Annotated in this window: 24 protein-coding genes and 1 pseudogene; 10 read left to right on the top strand and 15 right to left on the bottom strand. The window is 69.2% G+C overall.

The features are described 5' to 3' along the window. The first annotated feature begins 42 nt into the window (after positions 1-42). From ACGF5C_RS31085 to ACGF5C_RS31075, 3 genes are read left to right on the top strand one after another with little or no spacing between them, the layout of a single operon-like run. The gene (locus tag ACGF5C_RS31085; protein WP_393307394.1) at positions 43-801 is read left to right on the top strand and encodes an ABC transporter ATP-binding protein; all 759 of its coding nucleotides are present in this window, start codon (positions 43-45) and stop codon (positions 799-801) included. Next, positions 798-2,099, top strand: a complete 1,302-nt coding sequence (locus tag ACGF5C_RS31080; RefSeq protein ID WP_393307392.1) for a hypothetical protein — start codon at positions 798-800, stop codon at positions 2,097-2,099. The genes ACGF5C_RS31085 and ACGF5C_RS31080 overlap by 4 nt, the downstream gene beginning before the upstream one ends. Next, positions 2,089-2,817 carry a hypothetical protein gene (locus ACGF5C_RS31075; protein ID WP_393307390.1) on the top strand — a complete coding sequence of 243 codons (729 nt, stop codon included), beginning with the start codon at positions 2,089-2,091 and terminating at the stop codon, positions 2,815-2,817. Before ACGF5C_RS31080 ends, ACGF5C_RS31075 begins: the two co-directional genes overlap by 11 nt. Positions 2,818-2,878: 61 nt before the next feature. Here the strand turns inward: ACGF5C_RS31075 and ACGF5C_RS31070 are convergent, their stop codons facing one another. The 15 genes and pseudogenes from ACGF5C_RS31070 to ACGF5C_RS31000 form a co-directional block, all read right to left on the bottom strand. Then, the gene (locus ACGF5C_RS31070; protein ID WP_393307388.1) at positions 2,879-3,439 is read right to left on the bottom strand and encodes a hypothetical protein; all 561 of its coding nucleotides are present in this window, start codon (positions 3,437-3,439) and stop codon (positions 2,879-2,881) included. Between the two features lie 203 nt (positions 3,440-3,642). After that, positions 3,643-4,000, bottom strand: a pseudogene (locus ACGF5C_RS31065) (transposase family protein); the annotation flags it as partial. Positions 4,001-4,484: 484 nt separating this feature from the next. Next, positions 4,485-4,946, bottom strand: a complete 462-nt coding sequence (locus ACGF5C_RS31060; protein ID WP_393307387.1) for a hypothetical protein — start codon at positions 4,944-4,946, stop codon at positions 4,485-4,487. 292 nt (positions 4,947-5,238) lie between these two features. Continuing rightward, positions 5,239-5,880, bottom strand: a complete 642-nt coding sequence (locus ACGF5C_RS31055) for a GNAT family N-acetyltransferase (RefSeq protein WP_393307385.1) — start codon at positions 5,878-5,880, stop codon at positions 5,239-5,241. 129 nt (positions 5,881-6,009) lie between these two features. Further along, entirely contained in the window at positions 6,010-6,918 is a 909-nt protein-coding gene (locus ACGF5C_RS31050) for a hypothetical protein (RefSeq protein ID WP_393307383.1), read from the bottom strand. Between the two features lie 13 nt (positions 6,919-6,931). Continuing rightward, positions 6,932-7,684 carry a class I SAM-dependent methyltransferase gene (locus tag ACGF5C_RS31045; RefSeq protein ID WP_393307381.1) on the bottom strand — a complete coding sequence of 251 codons (753 nt, stop codon included), beginning with the start codon at positions 7,682-7,684 and terminating at the stop codon, positions 6,932-6,934. Then, on the bottom strand, positions 7,681-8,091 hold the full coding sequence (locus ACGF5C_RS31040; protein ID WP_393307379.1) for a hypothetical protein: 411 nt from the start codon (positions 8,089-8,091) through the stop codon (positions 7,681-7,683). Before ACGF5C_RS31040 ends, ACGF5C_RS31045 begins: the two co-directional genes overlap by 4 nt. Before the next feature lie 205 nt (positions 8,092-8,296). Next, positions 8,297-9,820, bottom strand: a complete 1,524-nt coding sequence (locus ACGF5C_RS31035; protein WP_393307377.1) for an ATP-binding cassette domain-containing protein — start codon at positions 9,818-9,820, stop codon at positions 8,297-8,299. After that, positions 9,817-10,797, bottom strand: coding sequence for a branched-chain amino acid ABC transporter permease (locus tag ACGF5C_RS31030; RefSeq protein ID WP_393307375.1), 981 nt, complete (start codon positions 10,795-10,797; stop codon positions 9,817-9,819). Before ACGF5C_RS31030 ends, ACGF5C_RS31035 begins: the two co-directional genes overlap by 4 nt. After that, a complete protein-coding gene (locus ACGF5C_RS31025; protein ID WP_393307373.1) occupies positions 10,794-11,672 on the bottom strand; it encodes a branched-chain amino acid ABC transporter permease in 879 nt (292 codons plus the stop codon). The genes ACGF5C_RS31030 and ACGF5C_RS31025 overlap by 4 nt, the downstream gene beginning before the upstream one ends. 31 nt (positions 11,673-11,703) lie before the next feature. Next, the gene (locus ACGF5C_RS31020) at positions 11,704-12,519 is read right to left on the bottom strand and encodes a class I SAM-dependent methyltransferase (RefSeq protein ID WP_393307371.1); all 816 of its coding nucleotides are present in this window, start codon (positions 12,517-12,519) and stop codon (positions 11,704-11,706) included. An 18-nt stretch (positions 12,520-12,537) separates the two neighbouring features. After that, positions 12,538-13,869, bottom strand: coding sequence for an ABC transporter substrate-binding protein (locus ACGF5C_RS31015; RefSeq protein ID WP_393307369.1), 1,332 nt, complete (start codon positions 13,867-13,869; stop codon positions 12,538-12,540). Continuing rightward, positions 13,866-14,492 (bottom strand): hypothetical protein, encoded by a 627-nt coding sequence (locus ACGF5C_RS31010; protein ID WP_393307367.1) that lies wholly within the window; start codon positions 14,490-14,492, stop codon positions 13,866-13,868. Before ACGF5C_RS31010 ends, ACGF5C_RS31015 begins: the two co-directional genes overlap by 4 nt. A 23-nt stretch (positions 14,493-14,515) precedes the next feature. Continuing rightward, positions 14,516-14,926, bottom strand: coding sequence for a roadblock/LC7 domain-containing protein (locus tag ACGF5C_RS31005; RefSeq protein WP_393307365.1), 411 nt, complete (start codon positions 14,924-14,926; stop codon positions 14,516-14,518). Beyond that, on the bottom strand, positions 14,926-17,445 hold the full coding sequence (locus ACGF5C_RS31000; protein ID WP_393307439.1) for a nitrate- and nitrite sensing domain-containing protein: 2,520 nt from the start codon (positions 17,443-17,445) through the stop codon (positions 14,926-14,928). Before ACGF5C_RS31000 ends, ACGF5C_RS31005 begins: the two co-directional genes overlap by 1 nt. Before the next feature lie 500 nt (positions 17,446-17,945). Between ACGF5C_RS31000 and ACGF5C_RS30995 the strand changes: the two genes are divergently transcribed. The 7 genes from ACGF5C_RS30995 to ACGF5C_RS30965 all read left to right on the top strand — a co-directional run bounded on the left by ACGF5C_RS30995 (position 17,946) and on the right by ACGF5C_RS30965 (position 24,240). Next, positions 17,946-18,833 (top strand): Scr1 family TA system antitoxin-like transcriptional regulator, encoded by an 888-nt coding sequence (locus ACGF5C_RS30995; RefSeq protein ID WP_393307363.1) that lies wholly within the window; start codon positions 17,946-17,948, stop codon positions 18,831-18,833. After that, a complete protein-coding gene (locus tag ACGF5C_RS30990) occupies positions 18,830-19,048 on the top strand; it encodes a DUF397 domain-containing protein (protein WP_393307361.1) in 219 nt (72 codons plus the stop codon). The genes ACGF5C_RS30995 and ACGF5C_RS30990 overlap by 4 nt, the downstream gene beginning before the upstream one ends. Positions 19,049-19,362: 314 nt before the next feature. Further along, positions 19,363-20,817 carry an XRE family transcriptional regulator gene (locus ACGF5C_RS30985; RefSeq protein ID WP_393307359.1) on the top strand — a complete coding sequence of 485 codons (1,455 nt, stop codon included), beginning with the start codon at positions 19,363-19,365 and terminating at the stop codon, positions 20,815-20,817. A 41-nt stretch (positions 20,818-20,858) separates the two neighbouring features. Then, positions 20,859-21,944 (top strand): asparaginase, encoded by a 1,086-nt coding sequence (locus tag ACGF5C_RS30980; RefSeq protein WP_393307357.1) that lies wholly within the window; start codon positions 20,859-20,861, stop codon positions 21,942-21,944. Then, complete coding sequence (locus ACGF5C_RS30975; protein ID WP_393307355.1) at positions 21,937-22,395, top strand: PPC domain-containing DNA-binding protein; 459 nt, start codon at positions 21,937-21,939, stop codon at positions 22,393-22,395. Before ACGF5C_RS30980 ends, ACGF5C_RS30975 begins: the two co-directional genes overlap by 8 nt. Before the next feature lie 34 nt (positions 22,396-22,429). Continuing rightward, complete coding sequence (locus ACGF5C_RS30970) at positions 22,430-23,431, top strand: multiprotein-bridging factor 1 family protein (protein ID WP_393307353.1); 1,002 nt, start codon at positions 22,430-22,432, stop codon at positions 23,429-23,431. Beyond that, a complete protein-coding gene (locus tag ACGF5C_RS30965; RefSeq protein WP_393307351.1) occupies positions 23,422-24,240 on the top strand; it encodes a hypothetical protein in 819 nt (272 codons plus the stop codon). Before ACGF5C_RS30970 ends, ACGF5C_RS30965 begins: the two co-directional genes overlap by 10 nt. Positions 24,241-24,427: the final 187 nt, after the last annotated feature.

Here is a 24,427-nt window from a genome sequence, read left to right as displayed (position 1 = left end):
TAAGTTACCCTTGCGGGGCCACCTTCGGGTGGCCCCGTCCGCATGAAAGGCCAGGCTGTGCTCGCCGCCAACCGACTCTCGCAAGGATACGGACTCCAATTCGTATTCAGACGCCTTGACCTCGAACTCCGGCCGGGGGTGACCGCGCTGCTTGGGCCCAACGGGGCAGGCAAGACTACGCTGCTGCGCACCCTCGCCACTGTTCAGCCGCCGCGTGAGGGGCGGCTGGCTATCGATGGCCGCGAGGTTGCGTCCGAGGCCGAGGCCCGGTTGGCTCGACGACAGATCGGCTATCTGCCGCAGCGTTTCGGATTCGACCCGGGTATGCGCGTGCGGGACTTCGTGCAGTACGGCGGCTGGCTGCGGGGCTTGGCCGCGCGCGACCTGGCAGACACTGCGGAGGAAGCACTCGCACATGTGGGGCTCGCCGATCGTGCCAGACAGAAGATGGGCAGCCTTTCAGGCGGTATGCGACAGCGGGCCGCGATCGCCTGGGCCATCGTGGGGAGCCCGCGCGTTGTGCTGCTAGACGAGCCCACCGTCGGGCTCGACCCGCAACAGCGTCTCCGGTTCCGCGACGTCATCGCCAGCCTGATCGACACCACTGTGCTGCTAAGCACGCACCTCATCGACGACGTCGATGCGATTTGCGACCGGGTGCTGGTCATGCACGACGGAAAGATCCATTTTGATGGCTCAACTGATGAGCTGAAGGCTCTCGATGATCCGTCGATGCCCGGCCATGCTCCTCTGGAGCGGGCCTACATGGCTCTGCTACCTGAACAGGAGCGAGACCGATGAACGCGGTCTGGCTGCATTTGCGGTCCAGTACGGGCCGCTGGGCCTTCTTCCCGCTCAGCGTCCTGGGCATTGCGATCTTGTTTGGTCGCAGCAGGTTCTGGATCGGGATCTGGCCCGAGACCGGTGCGGCGGCGCAGGTCAGCGGCCTTTTCCTGAGCTATTTCGCTGCGGGGATGGCGGCATGGACGGCAGCTCAAGGCCAGTTGAGGGGCCTGCACGAGCAGTTCGCCGCCGCCGCGCGCAAGCCCTTCAGGATTGAGGTGGCCCGCTTCGCAACCACGCTACTGTGGCTGCTTGCCCCGTACGTCGTGGTCGCCGGAGTCGCTTTCGGAGCCACGGCGTCAACCCTCCCGCCCGGCATCGGCATGTACTTCCCCTACATGTTGCTTGGCATCGTCATCCTCGTGCTCGCAGCGGCGTGGGGCTGGCTGGTCGGCAGACTACTGACGCCCCGACTCGCGGCGGTCTGCGCGCTGCTCAGTTGGTTCATCCTCGCCTCAGTGATCGCCGAATCAACCAACGCAGTGCGGATGGCCGGCCCACCGTGGCTCGAGGTCAGCCTCACCTCGGTCGGGCTACGGATGGCGGCCACGCTCGCATTCGCTGCAGCAGTCTGCGCCCTACCGTGGCGCTCGGTCGGCCACCGCCTACGCCTCTCACAGGCCGTGTTCGGGCTCGCGGCCGTACTCGGACTGATAGCGGCGCATGCCACCAATGTGGTCAGCTACCGCGAGCCGGTGTCGAAGCCGTTGTGCGTGCGAGGTGCGATCAAGTACTGCCTGTGGCCCGAGCACGCGAAGTACGTTCCCCTCGTCAAAGCGGTGGATGCCCGCGTCGCCGCGCTCCCTGCCGGGCTGACCCTGCCAGATCGGGTGGTGGACTACGCGTTGTCCGGCTCAACACGATGGCTCGATTTGGACACCTCGATCGAATTGGAGGGCGATTTCCCCCCAGAGTTCGACATCTCCGAAGGCAGTCCATGGGCCCTGGCACGGGGCGTAGCACGGGCCATCGAAGAAAACGTCTTCGCCGAGTGCAAGCCCAACACCGTGGCCGATGCCCGAGGTCACGAACAGCGCCGCGATCCCGAACGCCGCCGCGATCAGTTTTTCGCCTGGCTCGAATGGCGGCTCGCGGGTGGCGGCACACCCGATTACACCACCAACGCGGGCGGCGCGTTGCAGCAGGCCTGGGCGACTGGCCATACGATCGCGGCAGAACGGTCCGAACACGATCAGGCGGAATGGGCGACTACTCTCATCGGTGAGACGAAGGCGCGTTTTTGCCGTGCTGGATGATCGCACCCTGCGGCTTGGTCTTGTCCGGACGTATCTCTCCGCACGCAAGTCGCTCTGGCTGCTCGCCACCGTGATCGTGCTCGCGGTGGTTGCTGCGGTCTGGGGCTCCTTCGAAGCGTCCACCCCTGCTGCGAGCGACAGCCGAGGATCGACGGTGCCGCTATGGCGACTGCTTGCTGTCGGCGCGGCACTGGTTCCGGCGCTCACTTTGGCCAGCCCGATGGAGGCGCTCGAAGCAGCAGCCGGAAGGTCCTACCACCGGCTACGAAACGCCGTACTGGCCGGCGCCACCGTCACCTCCAGCGTGTGTTTTCTGACAGGCGCTGCGCTAGGCGCGAACCTTGAGGCAATACCGCTCATCGCGAGAGCCCTGCCCGCATGGCTCGGGCTGGCACTGATCTCAGGACGGATATTGGGCTGGAACTACACCTGGGTCGCGCCCTGTGGCGTTGTCTGCGTCCTGCTCTACTGGGGGCCGAGCAGCGGTGAAGGCTTCCGCTGGTGGGAGTTCACGGCGCAGGAGGCCGGGGACCTGCCAAGTCTGCTGCTAAGCGTTGGACTGTTCGCATCCGGACTGGCTGCCTATTCCTTGACGCCATGGCGGGTGCGTAACATCTTGCGTCCACGCCCCGAGCACGTGAACCGATCTGATCCCGGACCATTCGGGGTGCCGGGCGAACGTGACATCAGACCGTCGTCCAAGACCAGGCCTCGGTGACATTCTTGGTGATTGAGCGCTTTCCATCTGGGGTAGCGCGACCGGGGTCAGGCGTTGGGTGTCACTCGCGGGTCAGTCCCGGTGGCAGCGCGTCTTCGTCGGTTCGTACCCGGCGGGCGTTGGCCAGGGGGTCGCGTTGGAGGGTGTTGATCAGCGGTTCCGGGCCGCCGACGCAGGTCCAGGTGTCGTCCCAGAGTGCGGAGACCAGCCATGATCGGTCTGCGGGGAAGAACAGGTCGGGTAGCGATCCGCGGGGGTGGCGTATGTGACCACCGGTGCGCCAGGTGAGGGCTTGCTCGGGTCCGGCCTCGACCAGCACGTACGGCCAGTGCCAGTAGAGCGACACCCTGGGGGCGTGGGGAAAGACGATGTCGTGGGCGCCGGTGTCGAGGTATGCCAGCCACCAGGGCTGTTCGGGGGTATGCGTGACGAGGTTCTCGACCAGGGCGTGCTCGTAGGCGGCGGCGGTGACGTCGTCGGCCTGGTGCGTGGTGGCGTAGGCGTCGAAGACTGGCGGGATGGCGGTGGTGATCGAGATGCCGGCAGTGGTGTGACCGGCGATCCACTCCACGTCGATGGCGGTGCCGATCCGCCAACTCCGCCCGTCCTTGATGACCTGCATACCGCTATTCAAGTCGCTGCGGTGACGGTTGGCGTGGGAAATGGGGCTGTCCTCGGCGTGGCCGGCGGGACAGGCGGCCGCCTCCGGGACAGCCGCGAAGTGCCGGTTGAGGTTAGAGATCCGCGATGACAGCTGATGTCCTGGCGACGGAGTCGGCGAAACGTTGAGCGTTGTTCAACCGGGGTAGGTCGGGTTCTCGACGTGTGCAGGACGAGGATGGCCTGCACGACTGGGGGTGGCCCGGCGTGGGCAGCAGCGCAGCTTGGCGAGGAGCTTCCAGGTCTTGAGCGTGGCGATGGGGCGTTCACTGCGGGCGCGGATACGGGCGTGGGAGCGGTTGATGGCCTTCTGCCGTCGTGACAGTCCTGGCCGGTACCGGCGGCGTTTGGACGGCGTGCGGACGCTGCCACCGGCGCCTTGATACCCGCGATCGGCGAAGGTCATCACGTCGTGGCTGGTCAGGGCGTCGATGATGCCGTGGGTGCGGGCAGCAGTCAGGTCGTGAACGGCACCGGGCAGTGCCGCGGACGCCCAGACCAGGCGGCCAGCAACGTCGCCGATAGGCGGTGCCCTTCTGCGCGATTTCCTGAGCCGGCCTGTAACGCCTGACGGGTTGGCGCCATGAGTAGTAGTGAAAGGGATGCCGGAGGGGGTCGGGTGAGCGTTGAGCAGGATGATCATGCCCCGTTTGAGCGGCTGTTCTCGTCGAGCGCTTGGACCTGGGCGGGATCGGCGCTGCCCTGGCGTAGTCGGGTGGCGTAGGTGTGGCGGAGTCGGTGGGGGCGCAAACCGGCTGCCCGGCGTCGGCACCGGCGGCGAGGACGATCTGGGTGATGCCGGAGGTGGTGAGCCGGCCGCGTTGACCGGTCCACAGCGGCCCCGGCTCGCTGCCGCGCTAGCGGATCCAGGCGGTGAGCCGGTCGCGGGCCGCAGCTGGCACGGAGACTTGGCGGACTTCGTCGCCCTTGCCATGCAGGCGGTTTGCCGGCAAGGGCCTCGGCGGGGCGGTGGTTGTCGCCCTTGGTGAGGACCAGGTGGGCGTGGGTTATGCCCGCAATGCCGACAGGAGTAGATCCGTGACCATCGCGGGCTGCGTGACCATCGCCAGGTGATCGGCGTCCAGGCACCGGACCCGGTACCCACATTCTTCCGCCTGCTCTGCCGTGGACTGGTACGCAGCGCTCAGCTGGAGGTATATGTGCCTGGCGGAGTTCCATGCCCCGCCCGGCGTGGGCAGCACCTCGGAGACGACCTTCCACGACAGTTCGGGTAGGCCGTGCAGCACTTGGCGCCGCTGGCTGGGGTCGGGCAGGAGGCCGTCGAGGGAGCCGGCGGGGAACCAGGTGTCCCACGTCGGCAGCCGGCCCGACACCGCCATCTTCCGCAGCCACGTGGCCCGCTCCGGCGGCAGTGATCCAACCCAGCTGCTGCCCGGGTGCGGCAGGCGGGCGTCCAGGAAGACGACGTCTAGCCTGTCGCTGCCGACCGCGTCGGCGATGCCCGGCAAGTAAGCACCCGCGCGGCTGTGGCCGACGACGACGGTGGGCGCACCCGGGGCGACGCTGGCAGCCGCTGCCGCGCAGACCGCCGCATGGAAGGACGGTGCCTCGACCAAAGGGCGAAGGTCCGGGACCGCCACGCGCCACCCCGCCGCTTCGAGATGCGGCCGCAGGGCGTCCCACGTCGCCCGGGTGAGAAGCGGACTGTGGACGAGCAGCATCGTCGGTTCGGCGACCACAATCCCATCCTGGTACATCCGGTTGGTCTCGCCATCAGACGGATGACTAGGGCACCGGGCGTCAGACCTGGGAGTTTTGGCGGCTGCCGGCCGGGCGGAGGGCGGTGACCGTCTCGGTGCGTTGGTGTCGGCTACGGCTCATCGGTTGCATGTTCACACCGTCGGTCGGGCCCACGATCGGTTGGTCGGTTTCGTATCCGAACTGGGCGAGGAGGTGTTCTCCGGCCGGGAGTGTGACAGTCCATGACGGTAGTTCGATGTGGTCGAGCCGGCTGCGGAGGTGGGCCATCAGCGCCCGGCCCCGGCCGGCCCTCTGGTGGGTGGGGTGCACGGCAAGGTACGCGAGATGGTAGTGGGCGTCGGTCGGCTGCCGGCTGGCGATGATGTCGTCCAGGGCGAGGAAGCGGTCGGCGTGCGGGCCGGCGGCGGTGGCGAGGCGGGTGGTGTAGCTGGCCGGTGGTGGGAGGGGCCGGTACCGGTGGAAGCAGACAGTGGCGGCGGCGAGGTCGGTGGTGACGTGGACGTCGCCGTAGAACATGGCGTGTTCGACCCAGATGCCGGCGACATCGGTCAGGACACGGCCGCGCTGCTCCTCGTTGGGGACCAGCCAGGCGGCGATGGGAGTGGGTTGGAGGGCCTCGGCGATCACCGCGGCGACATGGTCCTTCTCCACCCATCGGGCGGCCCGGATTCGGTGCGTCACGTCGTGCTCCTTGCTGCTTGTCGTCTCGCTGGTTGGGTGGCCGGCGGCAGGGGGCGGGGGGCCCGCTGCCGCCGGCCACGGAGGACCGGTAGCCGCCCTACCCCCAGAGCTCGGCGACCGGTCGGCTTGTCACCGCGGGTATGTCACGGCCGCGGCGGTAGTGGGTGACGTGGGGCTGTCGGTGCCAGCACGGTCGCGATCCAGCAGGAGGATGTAGGAGAACAGGCCGGGCCGGCGCCCGCCGTCGATCCACTCCTTCGCAGCAAGCAACTCGCCGGTGGCCGGGTCGATGACCAACGTCGAGGTTGATCCGTCGGCGGCAACCTGGAAGGACAGGCCGGACCGTCCGGCGAGGTCGGTCGTCGTACCCCGGTACGTGATGTTGGGGACCATCGCCAGGACGCGTAGGGCTGTCGCTCGCTGCTGCTGGTTGAGGTAGTGGCTGGTGGCAACTCCGACGACGCCGCCGGTCAGTAGCCTTGGGTAGGCGGGTTCGTTGACCAGCTTGGGCGGTGCCAGCAGGTTGGCCAGTTTGCCGGGGTCGGCCGGGACGCCCCCAGGAAGGTAGGGGTGTAGCTGTCCGGCCAGGTACCGGAGCGAACGCTGCGGGGCTCGGCTGAAGGCGCGGTGTTCCTCGGGCGTGGGCTGGTGGTCCACGCCTCGCAGGTCTGGTGCCCGGCGGATGATTTCTCGGCCGGAACCGTCCGCGTCATGCCGCCAGCGCCGTACGTCGGTGCGGACGATCGTGTTGGTCAGGCGTGCCCACGTCTGGAGATGCAGGTAGGTGTAGGGCAACTCTCCGGTGGTGTCAGCGGGTGCGGCGCTGATGGTGCTCGCGAGCAGTTCCAGGCGCTGCCGAGCGGTGAGCCCGGCGGCGGTGGCCGCCGTAGCTGGTGAGCTGGCCGGCCGCTGTGCGGCTGGCGGGGCGGCATCCGGTCGTGAGGTGGCAGTGCCGTCGTTCTGGCATGCGGTGAGCAGGACGAGACTGCCGAGTAGTGCGGTCAGCAGGCGGCGCGCGGGGAGGGTCAGGTGCGTCATGGTGCTGGCGCCCTCAGTTGCCCTTGCGGGCGTGGATGACCCGACGCTCGTAGGAGCCCAGGAGTACGCAGGGGTCGGTCATGAGGTCGCCGAATCGGTCGGCGTCTGCGCGCGTGATGCTCAGGGTGGAGCGCAGGTGGGCGACGACGTCTGCGAGGAGGCGGCATCCGGGGCCGCCTCCGGTCCAGGTTTCGGTGGCGGCGTGGATGCAGTGCTGCACCATGCCGTGGCTCAGAAGCAGGGTTTCGGGGTCGGCGGTCCAGGTTCCGCCGTCCGGGCCGGTGATGGCGCGGTGGACCTGCTGCATGACGGTGTAGATCAGGGTGCCGGTCTCGTCGTCGGGGGCCCGGTAGATCCGGGGTGGGGTGGGTGTGATGTCGGCGAGGACGAGCCAGCCGCCCGGACGCAGCCGCGCGATCAACTGCTCCACCACGTCTGCCGGGTCGCGCAGGGTGCCGTTGGGCCAGCGGGCGACGATGTGGTCGTAGCTGTCGGCCTGGCCGGGCAGGAGGTCTCGGTTCGGGTCGCGCTGGTGGACGTCGATGACGGCAGTACCGGTGAGCTGGCTGGTGTCGGCGTCGACGGCGGTGACGGACCCGTAGCGGCCGACGAGCTGGGCCAGACGGGCGGTGATCTCGCCGGTGCCGGCGCCGATCTCCAGCACCCGCTGGTTGGTTCTGATGTCGAGTCGGTCCAGGTCCGTGTGGATGCTCGGGTTGAGCAGCTGGTGTATCGGCCCGGGATGGGCCGGCAGCGTGATCGTCATAGTGTTCCTCCAGGTGACGGCGTGGCGGGTGATGCCGGCGGCATCAGATGCTGGGGGGTGGTCATCGCGGGACCGGGTACGTGAGGGTGCCAGCGCAGCTCGACGCGGTGTGGTGTGTGGACCAGGGCGTGGTCGACCAGGCGGAGCAGGTGCTGGCGCAGGTCTGCCCGGGTGGACTGGTGCCACCGGTGGTAGGTGATGAGGGGTCGTTCGGTGGCGGTGCGCCGGTCGTGTGCGGCGGCGTGTCCGACGACGAGGGCCTCCAGATGTCCGGCGTCGTAGAGGGTGAAGCAGAAGCAGGCATAGAAGCGCCGACGCGCGCAGGTGTAGGGCTGGAGGCGCTGCCAGCAGGTGGTGCAGCTGGCCAGGTCGGTGAGGAGCCACAGGCTGGTGTCGTCGTCGCTCACAGCGTCACCGGCCGGACGTTGGCGGGGGGTGGGGTGGTTGGCGACGGTGTTCGGGTCAGCGTCGCCAACCACCCGCCGCCGCCCGCTGCGGGGTGTGCCGTGCGGGTGGCGGTGCCCACCGGGCGCGGCCGGGCCGCCGCGCCGGGTGGACGGCGGCGAGGCACGGGGGTGGCCTCGCCGGTTCGGTGATGATCGCGGTTCGCAGTCATGACGGTGTCGGTGTGGTGGTCGGGACGGTGAGCAGGTCGTGGAGCTCGGTGGGGTACTCGCGGATGTCGGCCGTGGCGACGTGGCGGATGATGCGGGCGCGGTCGAGCACGGCGATGTCGTGCGCGACCTGGCAGGCTAGGGCGAGGTTCTGCTCGGCGAGCAGAACGGCGGTGCCGGAGGCGGCGAGGCCGGTGATGATCGTCGCGAGCTGGCCGACGACGGCGGGGGCGAGTCCTTCGGACGGTTCGTCGAGCAGCAGCACGTCGGGGGCGGCGACCAACGCGCGGGCGAGGGCGAGCATCTGCTGCTCGCCGCCGGAGAGCTGGTGGGGTCGGTGATGGCGCCGCTGCGCGAGCGCGGGGAACAGGTCGAGCACCTGACGGGAGTCGACGGCCCTGGATCGGCTGGGGTGCGGTCGGGGCAGCGTGAGGTGTTCATCGACGGTCAGTCCGGCGAACAGGCGTCGGCCCTGGGGGACGAGACCGATACCGGCACCGGCGCGACGCCGTGCCGGGATCCCGGTGACGAGGTGCCCGTTCAGGTGTATCTCGGTGCCAGGCCCGTTGGGGTGCAGGCCGGCGATGGTGTTGATCAGGGTGGTCTTGCCGGCGCCGTTGCGGCCGACGACCGCGGTCACCCGCCCGGCTCGCACGTCGAGGGTGATGTCGGTGAGCACGGACGCGCCGCTGTAGCCGGCGCGCAGGTTGCGCACGCGCAGGACAGGCGTCCCGTCTGCGGCGGCGGTGGTGGTCGGGCTGTCGGGGGCGTTGCCCGATGCAGGGCTGGTGGAGGCGTCGACGCCGAGGTAGACACGGCGCACGTCGGGGTGTTCGCGGATCGCTGCGGGGGTGCCGGTGGCGATGTGCTGGCCGTGGTGCAGCACGGTTACGGTGTCGGCGACGGCGGCGACGAAGTCGAGGTTGTGGTCGACCAGCAGCACGGTGATGTCGGCGGGCAGCGCGCGGATCAGCTCGGCGAGGCGGGTGATCTCGCTGGTGGCGAGGCCGGCGGAGGGTTCGTCGAGCAGCAGCAGCCGGGGCCGGGCGGCCAGCGCGACGGCGATCTCCAGGCGGCGTTGGTCGCCGTAGGCGAGCTGGCCGGCGGGCCGGTCGGCGTGCGCGGTTAGGCCGACTTGGGCCAGCACCGTGTGGGCGGCGGTCACGGCGCGCGGCTTGGGCCGTAGGGCGGTGAGGCGCTGTCCGGGGACGGCGAGCAGTACGTTCTGCGCGGCGGTGAGCGGGCGGGCGAGGGCGGGGTGTTGCCAGGTGCGGGCGATGCCGGCGCGGGCGCGGCGGTGCGCCGGCCAACGACCGATGTCGTGTCCGGCGTAGTGGATGCGGCCGGAGGTGGGGCGCAGGGTGCCGGCGACGAGGTGCAGCAGCGTGCTCTTTCCGGCGCCGTTGGGGCCGATGATCGCGTGCCGGGCCCCGAGGCGCAGGTCGACGCTGACGTCGTCGACAGCGCGGCGGGCACCGTAGGAGCGGCTGACGGCCTCCAGGCGTAGCAGCGCGCTGGTCATGTCCGCCTCCTCGGGAATCGGATGGTGAGGCCGGCCAGGCGGTGCCGTGGCAGATAGGCCAGCAGCAGGAAACACAGGCCGAGCAGGGTGGGCCCGTGACCGCCGAGCAGGCCGCTAGCCCAATCCCGGGCGGCGACAAGGAGGACGGCTCCGGCGCAGGCGCCGGTCATGCTGCCGGATCCGATGAGCGCGGCGGCCAGGGCGAGGGCGGAGATGCCCATGGCGGCGTCGGCCGGTGAGACATATCGGGTGACCGCGATGGCCAGCGCGCCGGCCGCGCCGGCGATGCCACCGGCGATCGTGTACGCGGCGAGCAGCAGCCGGCCGGTGTGCTGCCCGGCCGCCTGCACCCGAGGTTCGTGGGCGGCGACGCCGCGCAGCAGCAGAGCGAAGCGGGTCCGGACGAGGACCGCCACGGCGGCGCCGACGAGCAGGGTGCAGGCCAGCACGTACAGGTACACCCAGCCGGGCCGGACCATCGCCGGCAGGCCGGGCAGCGCGACGACGGGCGGGGTGTGGACACCTTCGCTGCCGCCTGGTGCCCACTGGTTCGCGGCAGCGTGGACGAGCTCGCCCAGGCCGAAGGTCACCATGAGGAAAGTGGTGCCCCGGGCCCGCGCCGCGAGGCAACCGGTGACAGCGGCGGCAACCGCCCCAGCGGCGGTGGCCGCGAGCAGTTGGACCGGGCCGAGGCTGGTCAGCGTCGCGATGCTCGCGGCGGTGTACGCGCCGACGACCAGGTAGGCGGCCTGTCCCAGCGGCGCAAGCCCGGCAAGCCCGGCCAGGAGTTGGGCGCTCATCGCGAGCACAGCCATGACCAGGGCGGTGGCGGCAAGCGAGACGAGGTAGGCGTTGACCAGCCACGGCAACGCCACCGCCGCCGCCAGGCCCAGGGCCCCGAGTGTGGGCGCGCTCCAGGGCGGCAGCCGAAGCGGTCGGCGGGTCGGGGTGCCCGTGGGGGTGAGGGTGGTGGTCATGCGGGCCGTCCCGGGGGTGCGGTGCGCTGCCGGATGGTGAGCGCGGCGAGCATCGCGGCGGCGAGCAGGAACGCGGCAGCGCCAGGAGCGAGGGCGACGCCGAGGGTGAGGATCTGCCCGACGCCGAGCGCGGCGAGCAGAGCACCCCGGATGCTGCCGAGGCCGCCGACGACGCAGACGATCAGCGAGTAGACCAGGATGGTGGTGTCCACCCCGGGCGCCGGGCCGATGACCGGTGCGCCGAGCACTCCGGCGGTCACGGCGAGGACTCCCCCACCGACCAACACGCCTGTCCGGACGATGCCGGTGCGCAGGCCGGTGGCGGCGGCCATGCCCGGGTCGGCGACCACCGCGCGCACGACCGCCCCGGCGCGTGAGCGTTCGACGAACCAGAACAGTCCCACCACCACGGCGAGGCCGACGGCGATGAACAGCAGCCGGTAGATCGGGTACTGGTAGTCGCCGAGGTTGACCGAGTCGGCGACCGCCCGGGGCGGGTCGACCGAGCGCGGTTCCGCGCCGAACACGGTGCTGAACTGGTCGGCGGCGATGTAGGCGATGCCGAGGGTGGCCAGCACCTGGTCCAGGGGCCGATCGGTGAGAGGGCGCACCGCGGTGGCCAGACCTGCGCCCCCGAGGGCTCCCACCACCATCGCGGCGGCCAGGGCGAGGGCGAGGCCGGTCCAGCCGCCGTCGGCGAGGTGCCAGGCGAGGTAGGCGCCGGCGAGGTAGAGGGTGCCGTGGGCCATCGAGAACACTCCGGCCACGCCGACGATCAGCGTGAGGCCGGCGGCGATGGTGAACAGCAGCAGCCCGTACGCGACACCGTCCAGCGCAGTGATCGTGTAGGGGTTGACGAGCCCGTCCAGGCCCACGGCACTCCTCCTCTCTCGCGTGCGGTGTTGGTCAGGCCTTGGTGGGGCGGCGGCCGACGGTGGTGTGCATCAGGTAGCCCGACAGCAGCAGCTCCGGGTCCATCAGCACCTCCCGCAGCTCGGCCAGGTCCTCGCGGGTCATGCCGGCGTCGAGCAGCTGCGCCTCGCGCTGGATGGAGTTGCTGCGGTGCAGCAGGCAGATGCCGGTGCCGCCGCGCCACGACCGGGACTCGATGTGGCTGTCGACGTCAACCAGGCCGGCGCGCAGCATCGCCTCCGGTGCCCGTTTGGCCCAGCCCATGTCCGCCCCACGGGACTCCCCGAAGGCGAGCAGGGCGTCGTGGAAGCGTTCGATCAGCTCGGTGGCGCGGCGGCTGGGGCTGCGGCGGATCATGTCCAGCCACGTGCAGTCCCAGTCCGCTACCACGAGCACCCCACCCGGAGCGAGGGCTCCCATGAGCTCAGCGAGAACCTGCTCCCGTTCGGGCAGGTGCATCAACACCAGCCGCGCCACGATCGCCTGCTGCGACCCCTCCAGCTCCATCTGACGGATGTCGCCGGCCCGCACGGTGACGTTGGGGCCGGCCGGAATGTAGCGGGGGTCGAGGTCCACGGCGGTGACGTGCCCGCCCGGGGCGACTTGGTCGGACAGCCAAGCGGTCAGCGTGCCCGCCCCGGCGCCGACGTCGGTGACCCTCCAACCCGGCGCCAAGCCGATCTCGGTCAGGATCCGGCGGGTGCCGGGGTCGAGGATCTCCCCGAGGTGGCGCAGCTGGTTCTTGGCTTCGTCGGTGGCGTTGTCGAACATGTACCCGGCGGTCTGCCCGCCGGCGGTGGTCGTCGTCATCGTGTCTGTCCTTCGTTCTCAGGAGCCGAGGGTGGTCAGGGTCTGCACGGTGCGGTTGACCCACACCTGCCCGTCCTGGGCGACCTCGCGCAGGTAGTACGCCTGCACCGGCGTGTGGTTCTGCAACCCGAACTGCCAGGCGCCCCGGGGCGAGTCGATCGACCCGACCCGCGACAGCGCCGCCGTCAGCGACCGCCCGGTCAGCTCACCGCTCGCCCCACCCACGGCAGCGGACGAGGTGACTGGGCTGGCTGGCGTGGAGCTGCTGGGTGCCGGCGACGCCGTGGTGGCGGGTGTGGCCGCCGGGGCGTCGGGGCGGGCGAGCGCTTCCGCGATGGCCTTGTCCAGCACGAGCGCCGCGTCCCACCCGCACACGTGGTACAGGTTCGGCAGCTTCCCGTCGTTGGCCGCGGTGTAGCGGCGCACGAAGTCCCGGTTGGCCGCGTTGTCCAGGGTGGTGGAGTAGTTCAGGGCGGTGTAGATGCCCTTGGCCTGCTCCCCCAGCGCGGTCAGCGACGGGCCTTCGGTGAGGAATCCCGAGGCGTATAGCGGCGTGGTGATGCCGTACTGCCGGTACTGCTTGACGAACTCGACCGCGCTGGCACCGGCGTAGAAGGTGTAGACCGCCGCTGCCCCGGATTCCTTGATTTTCGTCAGGTACGGGGAGAACTCGGTGGTCGGGGCGGGAGCCCACGGCGTCCACGTCGGCTCGCCGCCCGGGTTGGCCAGCTTCCCGCCGGCCTTGCGGAACGCGTCGACGAACCCGTTGATCTGGTCGCGTCCGCCGATGTAGTCGGGGCCGATCACCCACACCCGGCCCTCGCCCACCTTCTGGCGCAGGTAGCCGGCGATCGACGCGCCGGTCTCCTGGCTCAACCACGACGTCGACCACAGATAGGTCGGGTCGGCGACCGTGGACGGGCGTCCGCCGGTGCCGATCAGCGGCACCCCGGACTCCTTCAGCAGCGGGTACAGGGTCTGCACCGTGTCCGCGGTCCCCCCGCCGACCAGGGCGAGGACCTTGTCCTGCTCGATCAGCTTGCGCGCCGACGCGAGCGCGGTGGCCTTGCCGTCGCCCTCGTCGGCCTCGATCACCTTGACCGGTCGCCCGCCGAGCTTGCCGCCCAGCTTCGCCAGGGCCAGCCGCCACCCGGCGGCCTGGTCGTCGCCGATCGCCTTGTAGGGGCCGGACTTCGGCACGATCAGGCCGATGCGGATCTCCTCGCCGCTGGTGTCCGAGCCGCCGAGGCTGGACCCGGAGCATCCGGTGACGGCGAGGACTAGGACGGCGATGGCGGTGGCGATCGCCAGTCGCCACCGAGACCTGCCGGTGGTCTGTTGAGGGGTCACAGGATTCCTTTCGTCGATGGGTTCGCTTGAGGGATGCGCCGGTGCTGGCCGGCGTGGTCGGGGGCGATGAGGTCGCTCCTCGCGCTCAGGGGTGATGCCGGCGGCATCACGTGTGGGCGGCGGCCGGCGTGCTCGGCGGTGATGAGGTGGTGCAGGACGGCCAGGACGGAGGCGGGCTCGGTGGCGTCGCAGGTCAGGACCGGGACCTGCGACGCCACCCGCAGGGCCTCGCGGATCTCGTGACGGTTGCGTGCTCCGCCGAGCGGCCGGTTGATCGCGACCAGGTACGGCAGGCGGCGGGCGTCGAGGTAGTCCAGCGCCGGATACGAGGCGGGTAGGCGGGTGGTGTCGACCAGCACCACGGCACCGCACGCGCCTGCGCTGAGTTGGTCCCACATCCACCACCAGCGCCGCTGGTCGGGGGTGGTGCGCAGGGCGACGGTGACACCGCTGGGCAGCTTGGCGTAACCGATCTCCCACACGCTGCCCGGCTGGCCGGCCAGCACCGCGTGGCCGTGGCTGGCGGCCCGCAGGAAGCAGGTCTTGCCTGCTCCCGGGCCGCCGGCCACCAGGACCGTGACCACGGAGGCCCGGCCGTCGGTCACGCTGGTGTCCCTGTCCATGCTCCTCACCGCCCGCACGCGACTCAGCCGGCTGTGCGCGGTCCCGGCTTGACCTGCTCACCGATGCGTGCTGCGAGCGCCGCCAGCTCGTAGGCGACCAGGGACGGGTCGCAGTCGGCGCGGGCCAGGGCCGCCAGTGAGGTCCCATCGGGCACCTGCTGCACGACGAGGATCCCGTCGTTCATCATCAGCAACTGGAACTGCACGCCGCCGGTCTCCAGCAGGTCGGTAGCACCTCGGGCCAGACTGACCAGACCGGACACGATCGCGGCGAGCTGATCGCCCCGGTTCACGTCCAGGCCGGCGGTGCTGGCCAGCAGCAGACCGTCACCGGAGACCGCGACGACGTGCGCCACGGCCGGGATCTGCGCGGCCAGACCGTTCAGCACTGTCGACAGCTGAGGATTGCGGGGTGTCGCAGTGGTGACGCTCATCAGCGTTCTCCTGTCGAAAGGGGAGGGGTGAGAGACGCGGCCCGCAGACCGCGCAATGTGCCGGCGACCTGCGCCCGGATCGCCGCAGGATCGATCGGCGCGGAAGACTCTGAGCTGGTGCGCTGCGTCGGCAACCCACCCGGCACCACGTGCGCCTGCGGACGGCGGCGAGGCAGCCCGGACGCGGTACGCCCGTCAGTGGCCGGCTCAGCGGTGGACGCCGCAGCCTGCCAGCCCGCGTCGGCCGCCGTCCGGAACCCACCGTGGCTGTCGTCCCTCTGCGGCCACAGCCACGGTGACCGGGCCGCGACCTCCCGGAACACCGGCGTGTCCGCCGGCCGGGCGCTGCCCGCCGGCAACAAAAGCGGCCCTCGCTCGCGGCGCACAAGCGGCAACTCCATCGTCGCGTCCGGCGGCGGCACCGCCGGCGACGGACGGGTCGGGCCAGTCCAACCGGTGCCGGTCCGAGGCAACGGCGGGACCGCGGGCGGCGCCGGGGCCGGAGCCGGGTTGGCTGTCGGCGCAGGAGTCGGCGGGATCCGTCGCTGGACCTGGCTGGGCACGACAACTTCGCGCACGTGCACCCGGGTCACGTACTCGGCCGGCACGGTCACCTCGGCCGTGATGCCGGTCGGCCTCGTCCTATTCAGGCGCACGCGTACCCCGAACTCGCGCGCGAGGCGGGAGATCACGACCAAGCCCATCTGGTGGGTGACCGCGACATCCACCTCCGGGCTCGCCAGCAAACGGTTGGCACGCTCCAACTGCTCGGAGGGCAACCCGAGACCGGAATCCGCCACGAAGACCTGCACGTCGCGCCCGGACCACACCGCGAACACCCGCACCTGATCCGCCGAGAACCGGGTCGCGTTGTCCAGCAGCTCCGCGACAATGGACTTGACCGCATCGACCGCGCGGGCGTCGATCTCGACCTCGACCAGCCGCTCCACACTGATCCGCGCGAAACCCTCGGTCTCCGACAACGCCGCGTTCACCAGGTCACCGAGCTCCACCGGCTGACGCTGCACCTGGCCCGGGCCCCCACCGGCCACGATCAACAAGTTCGCGCCGTACCGCCGCAGCCGAGTCGCCTGCTGGTCAGCGGCGAACACCCTGGCCAGCCGATCCGGGTCCTCCTCGTCGCGTTCAAGATTGTCAATACTGCCCAGCAGCTGCTCAGTCAACGCCTGGACTCGTCGTCCGATCGACGTGATCATGGCGCTCACCAGGGCACGGCCTCGCGCCTGATCCACCGTCGCGTCCACCGCCGACCGCAACACCAGGTTGAACGCGTCCGCGACCCGGCCCACCTCATCCCGGCCGACCACCGGCACCGCTACCCCACCAGCACCCTCGGCCAACCGCTGCGCCGCCGCGGGATCCGAAGTCGCCCGCAGCCGCCCAACCAGCGCCGGCAGCTCGACGTCCGCGACCCGCCCCGCCCCCTGCTCCAACATCGACAGCTGACCGACCAGCGACCGCGCCACCCGCAACGCGGTGAGCACGGCGACGGCCAGCATCACCGTCAGCACACCGGCCTGTAGCACGGCTGCGCGGACCTGCTCCATCCACAGGTCATCGGCGGCAGCCCCAATGTCACCGTTGACGGTCGCCTGCACCTGGGCCAGCAGGTCCGCCCGGGTGGTCATCACCCGGCTCCACTGCTCAGCACCGCCCGCCAGCCGCACCGGCTCATACACGCCCGTGCCAGACACCGCCCCGTCCAACCGCACGCCGGCCAGCACGTCCGGACCGGTCAACGTCCGACCCAACAGCGCCTGCCACGACGGCCGCGCCAACGCGTCGAACTCACGCAGCGCCTCGTCCTGCCCGGACCGGGCGGCCACAATCTCGGCATGCAGCGCCGGGGTCAACCGCCGCGCCGCCACCGCCTGCAACACCGCCACCTGCTGCTGACCCACCGACTCCCGGGCCCGCGACAACGCCGCCGACGCTCGCATCTCATCCGCAAGCTGAGGGGTCACCCCGCTCTGCGCCACCGCGGGCAGCAGGCTATCCAGGTCCGCGATCACGATCCGGTAGCCGAACGCGACTGCCGACAGCGACACGAGCCCGTCGCCTCGCACCCGCTGCCGCTGCGCGCCCACATCCGCCAAACTGGCGTCCACCCTGGCCAACACCACCCGCACGGACTCCGGGACGTCATCAAGCCGGTCGCGCTGCTCGTGAAACCGCGATACCGCGCGATCCGTGTCCTGGACCGCACGCTCGAAGGCGGCTGGAGTGACCGCCGAGCCAGGCAGCAGCAGGCCCACCGCAGCGTTCCGCTCAACCTGAAGCCGCTGCGTCACCTCCGCAGCGGCCCCACCCACGATGAACATGTCACCAGCGCGCTGCGCAGCTCCGGCCTCCCGAACAGAAGCCCAGAGGCCGAACCCTGTCGAGAGCACGGCGGCCAATACCGTCGGCACGACAATCAGTGCCGCCTTGAGCCGAACAGGAAGGTCCGCCAACGGACGCGTCCTCGCGGCGATGCCTCGTCTCGCAGCGCTTTCCAACCCCGTCACCTCTGCCCTGGTTCTGCTGGTGATCCAACTTGCTGCTGAACTTCATGAATTAGCTAGCCGCCGCCAGATGCCGGTTCGCAGGCGGCGCAGCGAAGAAAACCACCGCACCGGCCACACCACCGTCGGGAAGCCCGATAAGTGACCATCCCCGCCAACCAGCCGATAGCCAGACTGGCCAGGACGGCAATCGCCGATAGCAACACAGCGGCACCGCCCGGCTGAGTGACCGTCAATTCCGATCGGCAGTGGAACGCTCAAGCCGAACCATTAGTCATTCACGGAGATCATGCCCAGCAGAGGTCAGCGCTGGGAATACCTACCTTCGGTCCGACTTGGCATACCGACTTGCGGTCCGACCAGCACCTGGCCTGCACAAACAGTGGCGGACCTGCCGCCGCCCCAGAGCCCACCAAGGGATTGGTGGGGTTACAGTGACCGCACCCGGCCGACTGCACCGTCGACCGGGCTGGCGTAGTCCCTGGAGGCTGCCGGTGAATCGCCCTAGTCCGTATGTCCGCCGACAATGGCTCGGACGTGAAATCCGCCGACTGCGAGAGGAGCATGACGTAACGGGCGAGTCGATCGCCCGTGCGCTGGGATTTCCACGGCAACAGATCAGCGCGTTGGAGAACGGGCATCTCGGCCCTGACATCGATCTCGTCAGCGGAATCTGTGACTACCTCACGGTAGGTATGAATCGGCGGACCGCGATTATGGACGCCGCAGCCGACGGTTGGGCGCGCGGATGGTGGGCGGCCGACGCCGAACGGATGGGGGCCCGGCAGGCCATCTACGCGGATTTGGAAAGCGGCACCAAGACGATCACCGAGTTCGCCATTGCACTGATCCCCGGCCTGCTCCAGACGCCTGCCTACGCCGATGCTCGGCTACGCAGCGAACCGGCCCGCCACGGCGACAGGTTCGACCCCGCTACTGCGGTCGCTGCCCGCGCTCGCCGCCAGAGCCTGGTGCTCGCCGAAGGCGGGCCGCGTTACGAAGCCGTCATCGACGAGAGCGCAATCCGGCGACGCGCCGCTGACCCCGTGGTGGTCGCGGAGCAACTTCGACACGTCGTTGCCGTGTGCGTGAACCATTCATCGGTGGTCGTCCAGGTGCTGCCGGCCGACACGTCGATCAGGGGGCACAGCGCGCCCCGGTCGGCATACTCGATCTACCGCTATCGCGACCCGCAGGGCTCACGGGCTGTCGCGGTCGACACCCTGACCCGCGACATGATTCACACCGATCCGGATGAGCTGGACCCCTATGTGAGCCTGCACAGCCGGCTCAAGGCCGCAGCGCTCTCTCCCGACTCAAGTATCCGTCTCCTCCGCGCCGCGGCGGAGAGTCTGGCACCCACCGAAGGAGCCTCGATATGACCAGCCGGCCCAGCACCCAGCTCATCTGGCGCAAGTCCAGCCACAGCGACGACGGCAACTGCGTCGAAGTCGCCGACACCCACGAACCGATCCTGGTACGCGATTCGAAGAACAGCGCCGGACCGGTACTGCGATTCGCCACCGAGCAATGGCACACCTTCACGCAGGCCGTCCGTGATGGCGGATTCCCGTCTCCGACCGCAAGGGAGCAGTAGCAGAAACTGAGCATCTCGCGACACTGCCTCAGGCGCCCAGGCGGCCGAGACCGGGCCTTCCGGTCTCGGCGACGCCACTCAGGACCGCCTTGACTCTGCGTGATCCTGCCGCCACGATGGCAGCAGCGGGCCGCGCGGTGTCTATACGGCCTCAACTGAGGACGCCCGGCGAGTTCGCACATCTGATTGAGTCCGGTTTGGTCCACGGGGAGGGTGTGTCGGTGCCTCGTCATCCGGACACGCTGATCACACCGAACGCGCAGCTCGCCGAGAGACGTGCGGGCTTACCGTCGCCGCGGCGCCCCGGACAGCGCATGTCCCGGACTGAGCTGGCCGATGCCGTCAACACAGCCCTGGATCAGCTCTACCCAGACCGCGACCTCACCGCCCAATGTGTCGACCACCGTTGGATCGGCAAGCTGGAACGCGGAGAGCACCGATGGCCCAGCGAAGAGCGGCGTGCCGCGCTACGACTCGTTCTTGGCGCCGCAAGTGACACCGATCTTGGCCTCTACAGTCCTCGGCGCTCCAACAGTGGAAGACCGGATGCCGTAGACCGCCAGCAGGTCACTCGGTCCGGGTTGCGGCCCGGCCTGCTTCCCGCAGGCAATCTGCTGCAACTCGGACACTCCGCGCCTGTGCTGCCCGGTGGTGACGTGCACCGAACAATCTCAGCCCCGGCAGGACAGCACTTTCCTGGAGCGTCGATCGACGTCGAGGTTTACCCGGCGGTTGACGACGGCCGCGTCCTCGCAACCATCCCCCCGTGCGGCACAGAGCGACGGTGGCGCCGGTCGATTCAGCGGCGGCTGATCCTTGGATATGTCGACACACCGGATCGTGCCGGTGTCTTCGCGCTCGACTCTCGGCAGGCGGATCGGCACCTGATCGAAGCCGGTCGGGAAGCCCACCTGCTCATCCCTCGCGCGTACCAGCTCGACGCGATCACTACCGGGGTCGTATGGGCGGTAACGAACCTCGACCTGTCGCTGTTGCTGGACGACGCCCGTTTGGACGCTGCCCGGGCCGCGGCGTCGCCGTACAGAGACCTGACCCGGTCCGCCGCCAGCCACGACATCGCAGAGGACCTGGATTCAGTGTCGCGGTTGTGGATGGGATCGGCGTTCTGTGCCGACCACATCCGCCGCCACAGCCATGTCCTGTCCGACGTGCCCGTCTACTGGACCCGGGAGCAACGCGGGGAGGAAGCCAGCACGTGGCTGCTGTTCCGCCACAAGCTGCGGTACCTGCGCGACACCGCCGAACGGTTCCGGAGCAACTCCCAACCGATGACCAGAATGTTCTGTCTACCACCGCAGGCGGTGGCCGCGTCATCGATGTCTGAACGGATCCTGCTGCTGCTCGCCATGGCATTGATGGAATCCGTCGGAATCCACACCGCGGTCACCGATGACCCGGAGTACACCGCGCTGCCCGGGCTTGTCATGGACAACAGACGCGCGATCATGGCCACCTGGATTCGCGGCGACGACGTCTGGCACGTCGATGTCACCGACCATCCCCGCACCGTCGCCGCCTACCGTGATGCTCTCGGCGACGTGCTAGCTCACTCCGTGACCGCTAGCGACACCCCGGGCGGGCGGCTCCGTCACCTGGCCGACCATCTGAGCCTCGACTGGCACTGGCTGCAAGGCCGCTGCGCGGACCTCGGTCAGTACGGCTTCGTCGGACTCGCCGAGCCCCGCAGCCGCCTACTCTCCCTCGACGGCGTCGACCAGGCATGCCGCTTCATCGGCACCATGCCGTAATAGGCTTCCCGCACCCGCCGCGACCGCCGGAAGGAACGATCGTGTCCCCGACCCCGCCAGAACCCGTGCCGAACGTCGTCGTGTTCGGTCTTGGCGGCACGATCGCCATGACCAGCGGCACCGGCGACGGCGTCAGCCCCACTCTGTCCGCTCGCGACCTGGTCGACGCCGTACCCGGACTGGCCTCGACCGGAATCGGCATCAAGGTGGTGGACTTCCGCCGCCGCCCCGGCGCCTCCCTCACCTTCGCTGACATCGCCGCGCTCGCTGCAGCGGCGACCCGCGAACTCGCCGCCGGCTCCACCGGCGTCGTCGTCACCCAGGGCACCGACACGATCGAGGAAACCGCCTACCTGCTCGACCTGCTGCACCACCGCCCCGAACCCCTGGTCGTCACCGGTGCGATGCGCAACCCCACCCTCGCCAGCGCGGACGGACCCGCCAACCTCCTCGCCGCGATTCAGACCGCTGCCTCCCCCGCCACCCGCGACCAGGGCTGCCTCGTCGTCCTCGCCGACGAGATTCACGCCGCCCTCCGGGTCGCCAAAACCCACTCCACCCACGGCGGCTCCTTTCGCTCGCCGGACACCGGCCCCATCGGCTACGTGGTGGAAGGCGCCGTGCAGCTGCTGACCCACGTGCCGAACCGACTCACCATCCCTACCCCGGACCAGGACGAGCGTCCCCGCGTCGGCCTCTACACGGTCAGCCTCGACGACGACCCGGCCCTCCTCAACGCCATCGGCGAACGCTGTGACGGCCTCGTCATCGCAGGCTTCGGAGTCGGCCACGTACCCGAACCCCTCGTCGACCCTCTCACCACCCTCGCCGCGCACATCCCGGTCGTCCTCGCGTCCCGAACCCCGGCCGGTCCGACACTCACCCGCACCTACGGCTTCCCCGGCTCCGAACGCGACCTCCTCACCCGCGGACTCATCCCCGCCGGCTGGCTGCACCCCTACAAAGCCCGCATCCTGCTGCACGCCCTCCTCGCCGCGCAGACCAAACCGCAGGACATCGCCACCGCATTCGCCGTTGCCGGCAACCGCGCTGATCCATCCTTGTGGCCCTGGCCGACCCCATCCCAGACCGGCGATCGAGCGGAGGCCCCCGCAGCGCATGCGTAGCCACGACCTGACCCCAGGACGGATGATCGGCGTAGTCTTCGACCACGGCGACGACTTCTTCACCGCCCTCGCCGACGCCTGCCGCACCCACAACATCAAGCAGGGCTACATCCCGATGTTCATCGCCGGCCTGTCAACCGCCAAGATCGTCGGCACCTGTCAACGCCTCGACAACCCCGACGCCCCCGTCTGGACCCACGTCGACCTCACCAACGTCGAAGCACTCGGCGGCGGCACCATCGCCTGGGACAACACCAACCAGAAGATCCTCCCGCACATCCACATCACCGCCGGACTCAAGGAACACAGCGCTACCGCTCACACCAGCCACCTACTGGACGCCACCGTCCAATTCCTCACAGAAATGCTGATCATCGAGGTGGCCTCACCCACCATGCGTCGACTACCAAACAGCACCCTCTACGACGTCCCACAACTACAACTCGACTAGCGCCCCCGGACCGGGCTTCGGAGGGAGGTACAAGATGGCCCGCCACCCCGACACCATCATCACGCCCAACACGCTGCTCACTGAGGCCCGCGAACGGCTTCCGTCACCGCGGCGGCCCGAGCAGCCCATGTCTCGGGCCGAGCTGGCTGACCTCATCAACTCCGCCCTCACGCAGCTCTACCCCGAACGAGACCTCAGCGCCCACTACGTCGACCGCCGCTGGGTAGGCAAGCTGGAACGCGGAGAACATCGCTGGCCCAGCCCCGAGCGCCGCGCCGCCCTGCGGCATGTCTTGGGCGCCGCCGATGACATCGACCTCGGTTTGTACATTCCACGACGCACGACTTGGAGTGCAGTCTTCCGTGAGCCGCAGCTGGCCGCGCCCCAGAACAGGATCAACGGCGCTGGCGCCGCGACCTTCCTCGGCAACGGTTCGATAACCGTGATTACCCCTCTGAAGCAAGAGGTCGTCCGTGCCCGGCCAGTTATAGCGCTAGAAGACGTCGTCGGCGCCCGGCGTCTCGGTGAGCTCGCCAAGATGCTCGCGCTCGACGCGCGATTCGAAACCGTTCCGATCGGCGGCGAGATTGACCTCAATCGGCCGAACCTGGTCGTCATCTGCGGACCCAGGCTCTCTCGACGGATCGCCGCCATCCTCGATCAAGACTCACGCATACGATTCGAACCAACACCGAGCGGAATCTGGACCCTTCGTGACAACGAGACCGGTCTTGTGCACCGTTCCGGCCTGGACGAGACACCCACTCGGCATTGGGACGTCGCTTACCTGGGTCGCCTTCCCCGCCTCGACGGCAAAGGCACACTCATAATCTTCACCGGCGTACATCCACAAGGCTCTCTCGGCGTCGTCCAACTTATAGCTACCACAGTCCAGGAGCTGCATCGGGAGACAGCGGACCGCTGCTTCTCAATGCTTGTCGGCACTCAATTCGACCCAGAAACAGGAGAACCGGTGCAAGTGGACCGGTTGACTCCCGTGTACTGGCATGAGGGAGCCCCAGCATCATGCGCGTAACGATCGCAACCGAGCCCGCCCCCGGCCACGAAAACGAGGACTTTGCCGCAGCGACCGCAAACGCCGTCGTCTTGCTCGACGGCGCTGGACTGTCCGGGGTCGACGATGGCGGCTGCATCCACGGCGTTGCCTGGTATGTACGCCGCCTTGGCGCCGAACTCATCGCAGGATTGGCGCACCAACCCCCGTCCAGCCTCGCGCAGATCCTGGCCGACGCTATAGACCACGTCGCCGCGTCTCACAACAAGACTTGCGACCTCAATCACCCAGGCACCCCATCATCGACCGTTGTCATGGTCGACATTGATGGGCCCCGCCTGCGATACCTCGTGCTTGCCGACTCGGTGCTTGTCATCAACGAACTGGGCAAGCAGCATGTCATCAGTGATGGGCGGGAAGCAGACACAGGACGTCGCCACCGCCACGCTATGGATGCGATTCCCGCTGACACAGCCGCCCATGATGACGCCCGTCGCGCATATGTCGAGACCCTCCGTGCATACCGGAACCATCCAGGCGGATTCTGGGTCGCTGCCGCAGATCCACAGGCAGCATCTGAAGCACTAACAGGAGAAGTGGACAAAAGTCGAGTCGAATCACTTCTGCTCCTCAGCGACGGCGCCAGCCGCCCCGCAGACAGATTCGGGCTAATGACTTGGGACGAGATAGCCGACCTGGTAAATACCGCCGGCTGCGCAGCTTTGCTGCGGCGGGTTCGTGATGCTGAAAATAGCGACCCTCATGGTCGCCGATGGCCAAGAGGAAAAATCCATGACGACGCCACGGTCGTCTACTGCGAACTCCATTAAGGCACGCGGATCAGTGGGCCGGCTACGGATGTTCGGGTGCGCAGCCGCTTGAACCATGGCGGCAACCCGAGGGTTACTGGTGGTGGGCTAGACACAACGCCGTTCAGTTAGGCGGTGTGGTGGGCTGTCAAGCGTGTCGTAGAGACGAAGCAGCGGAGCTCCGGTATAGAGGGTGGTCACTCTAAGA

Source organism: Micromonospora sp. NPDC047620 (genome assembly GCF_043205005.1).
GTDB lineage: Bacteria > Actinomycetota > Actinomycetes > Mycobacteriales > Micromonosporaceae > Micromonospora.
Note: the sequence above shows the minus strand (reverse complement) of the source record. Positions and strands in the feature narration are given on the sequence as shown.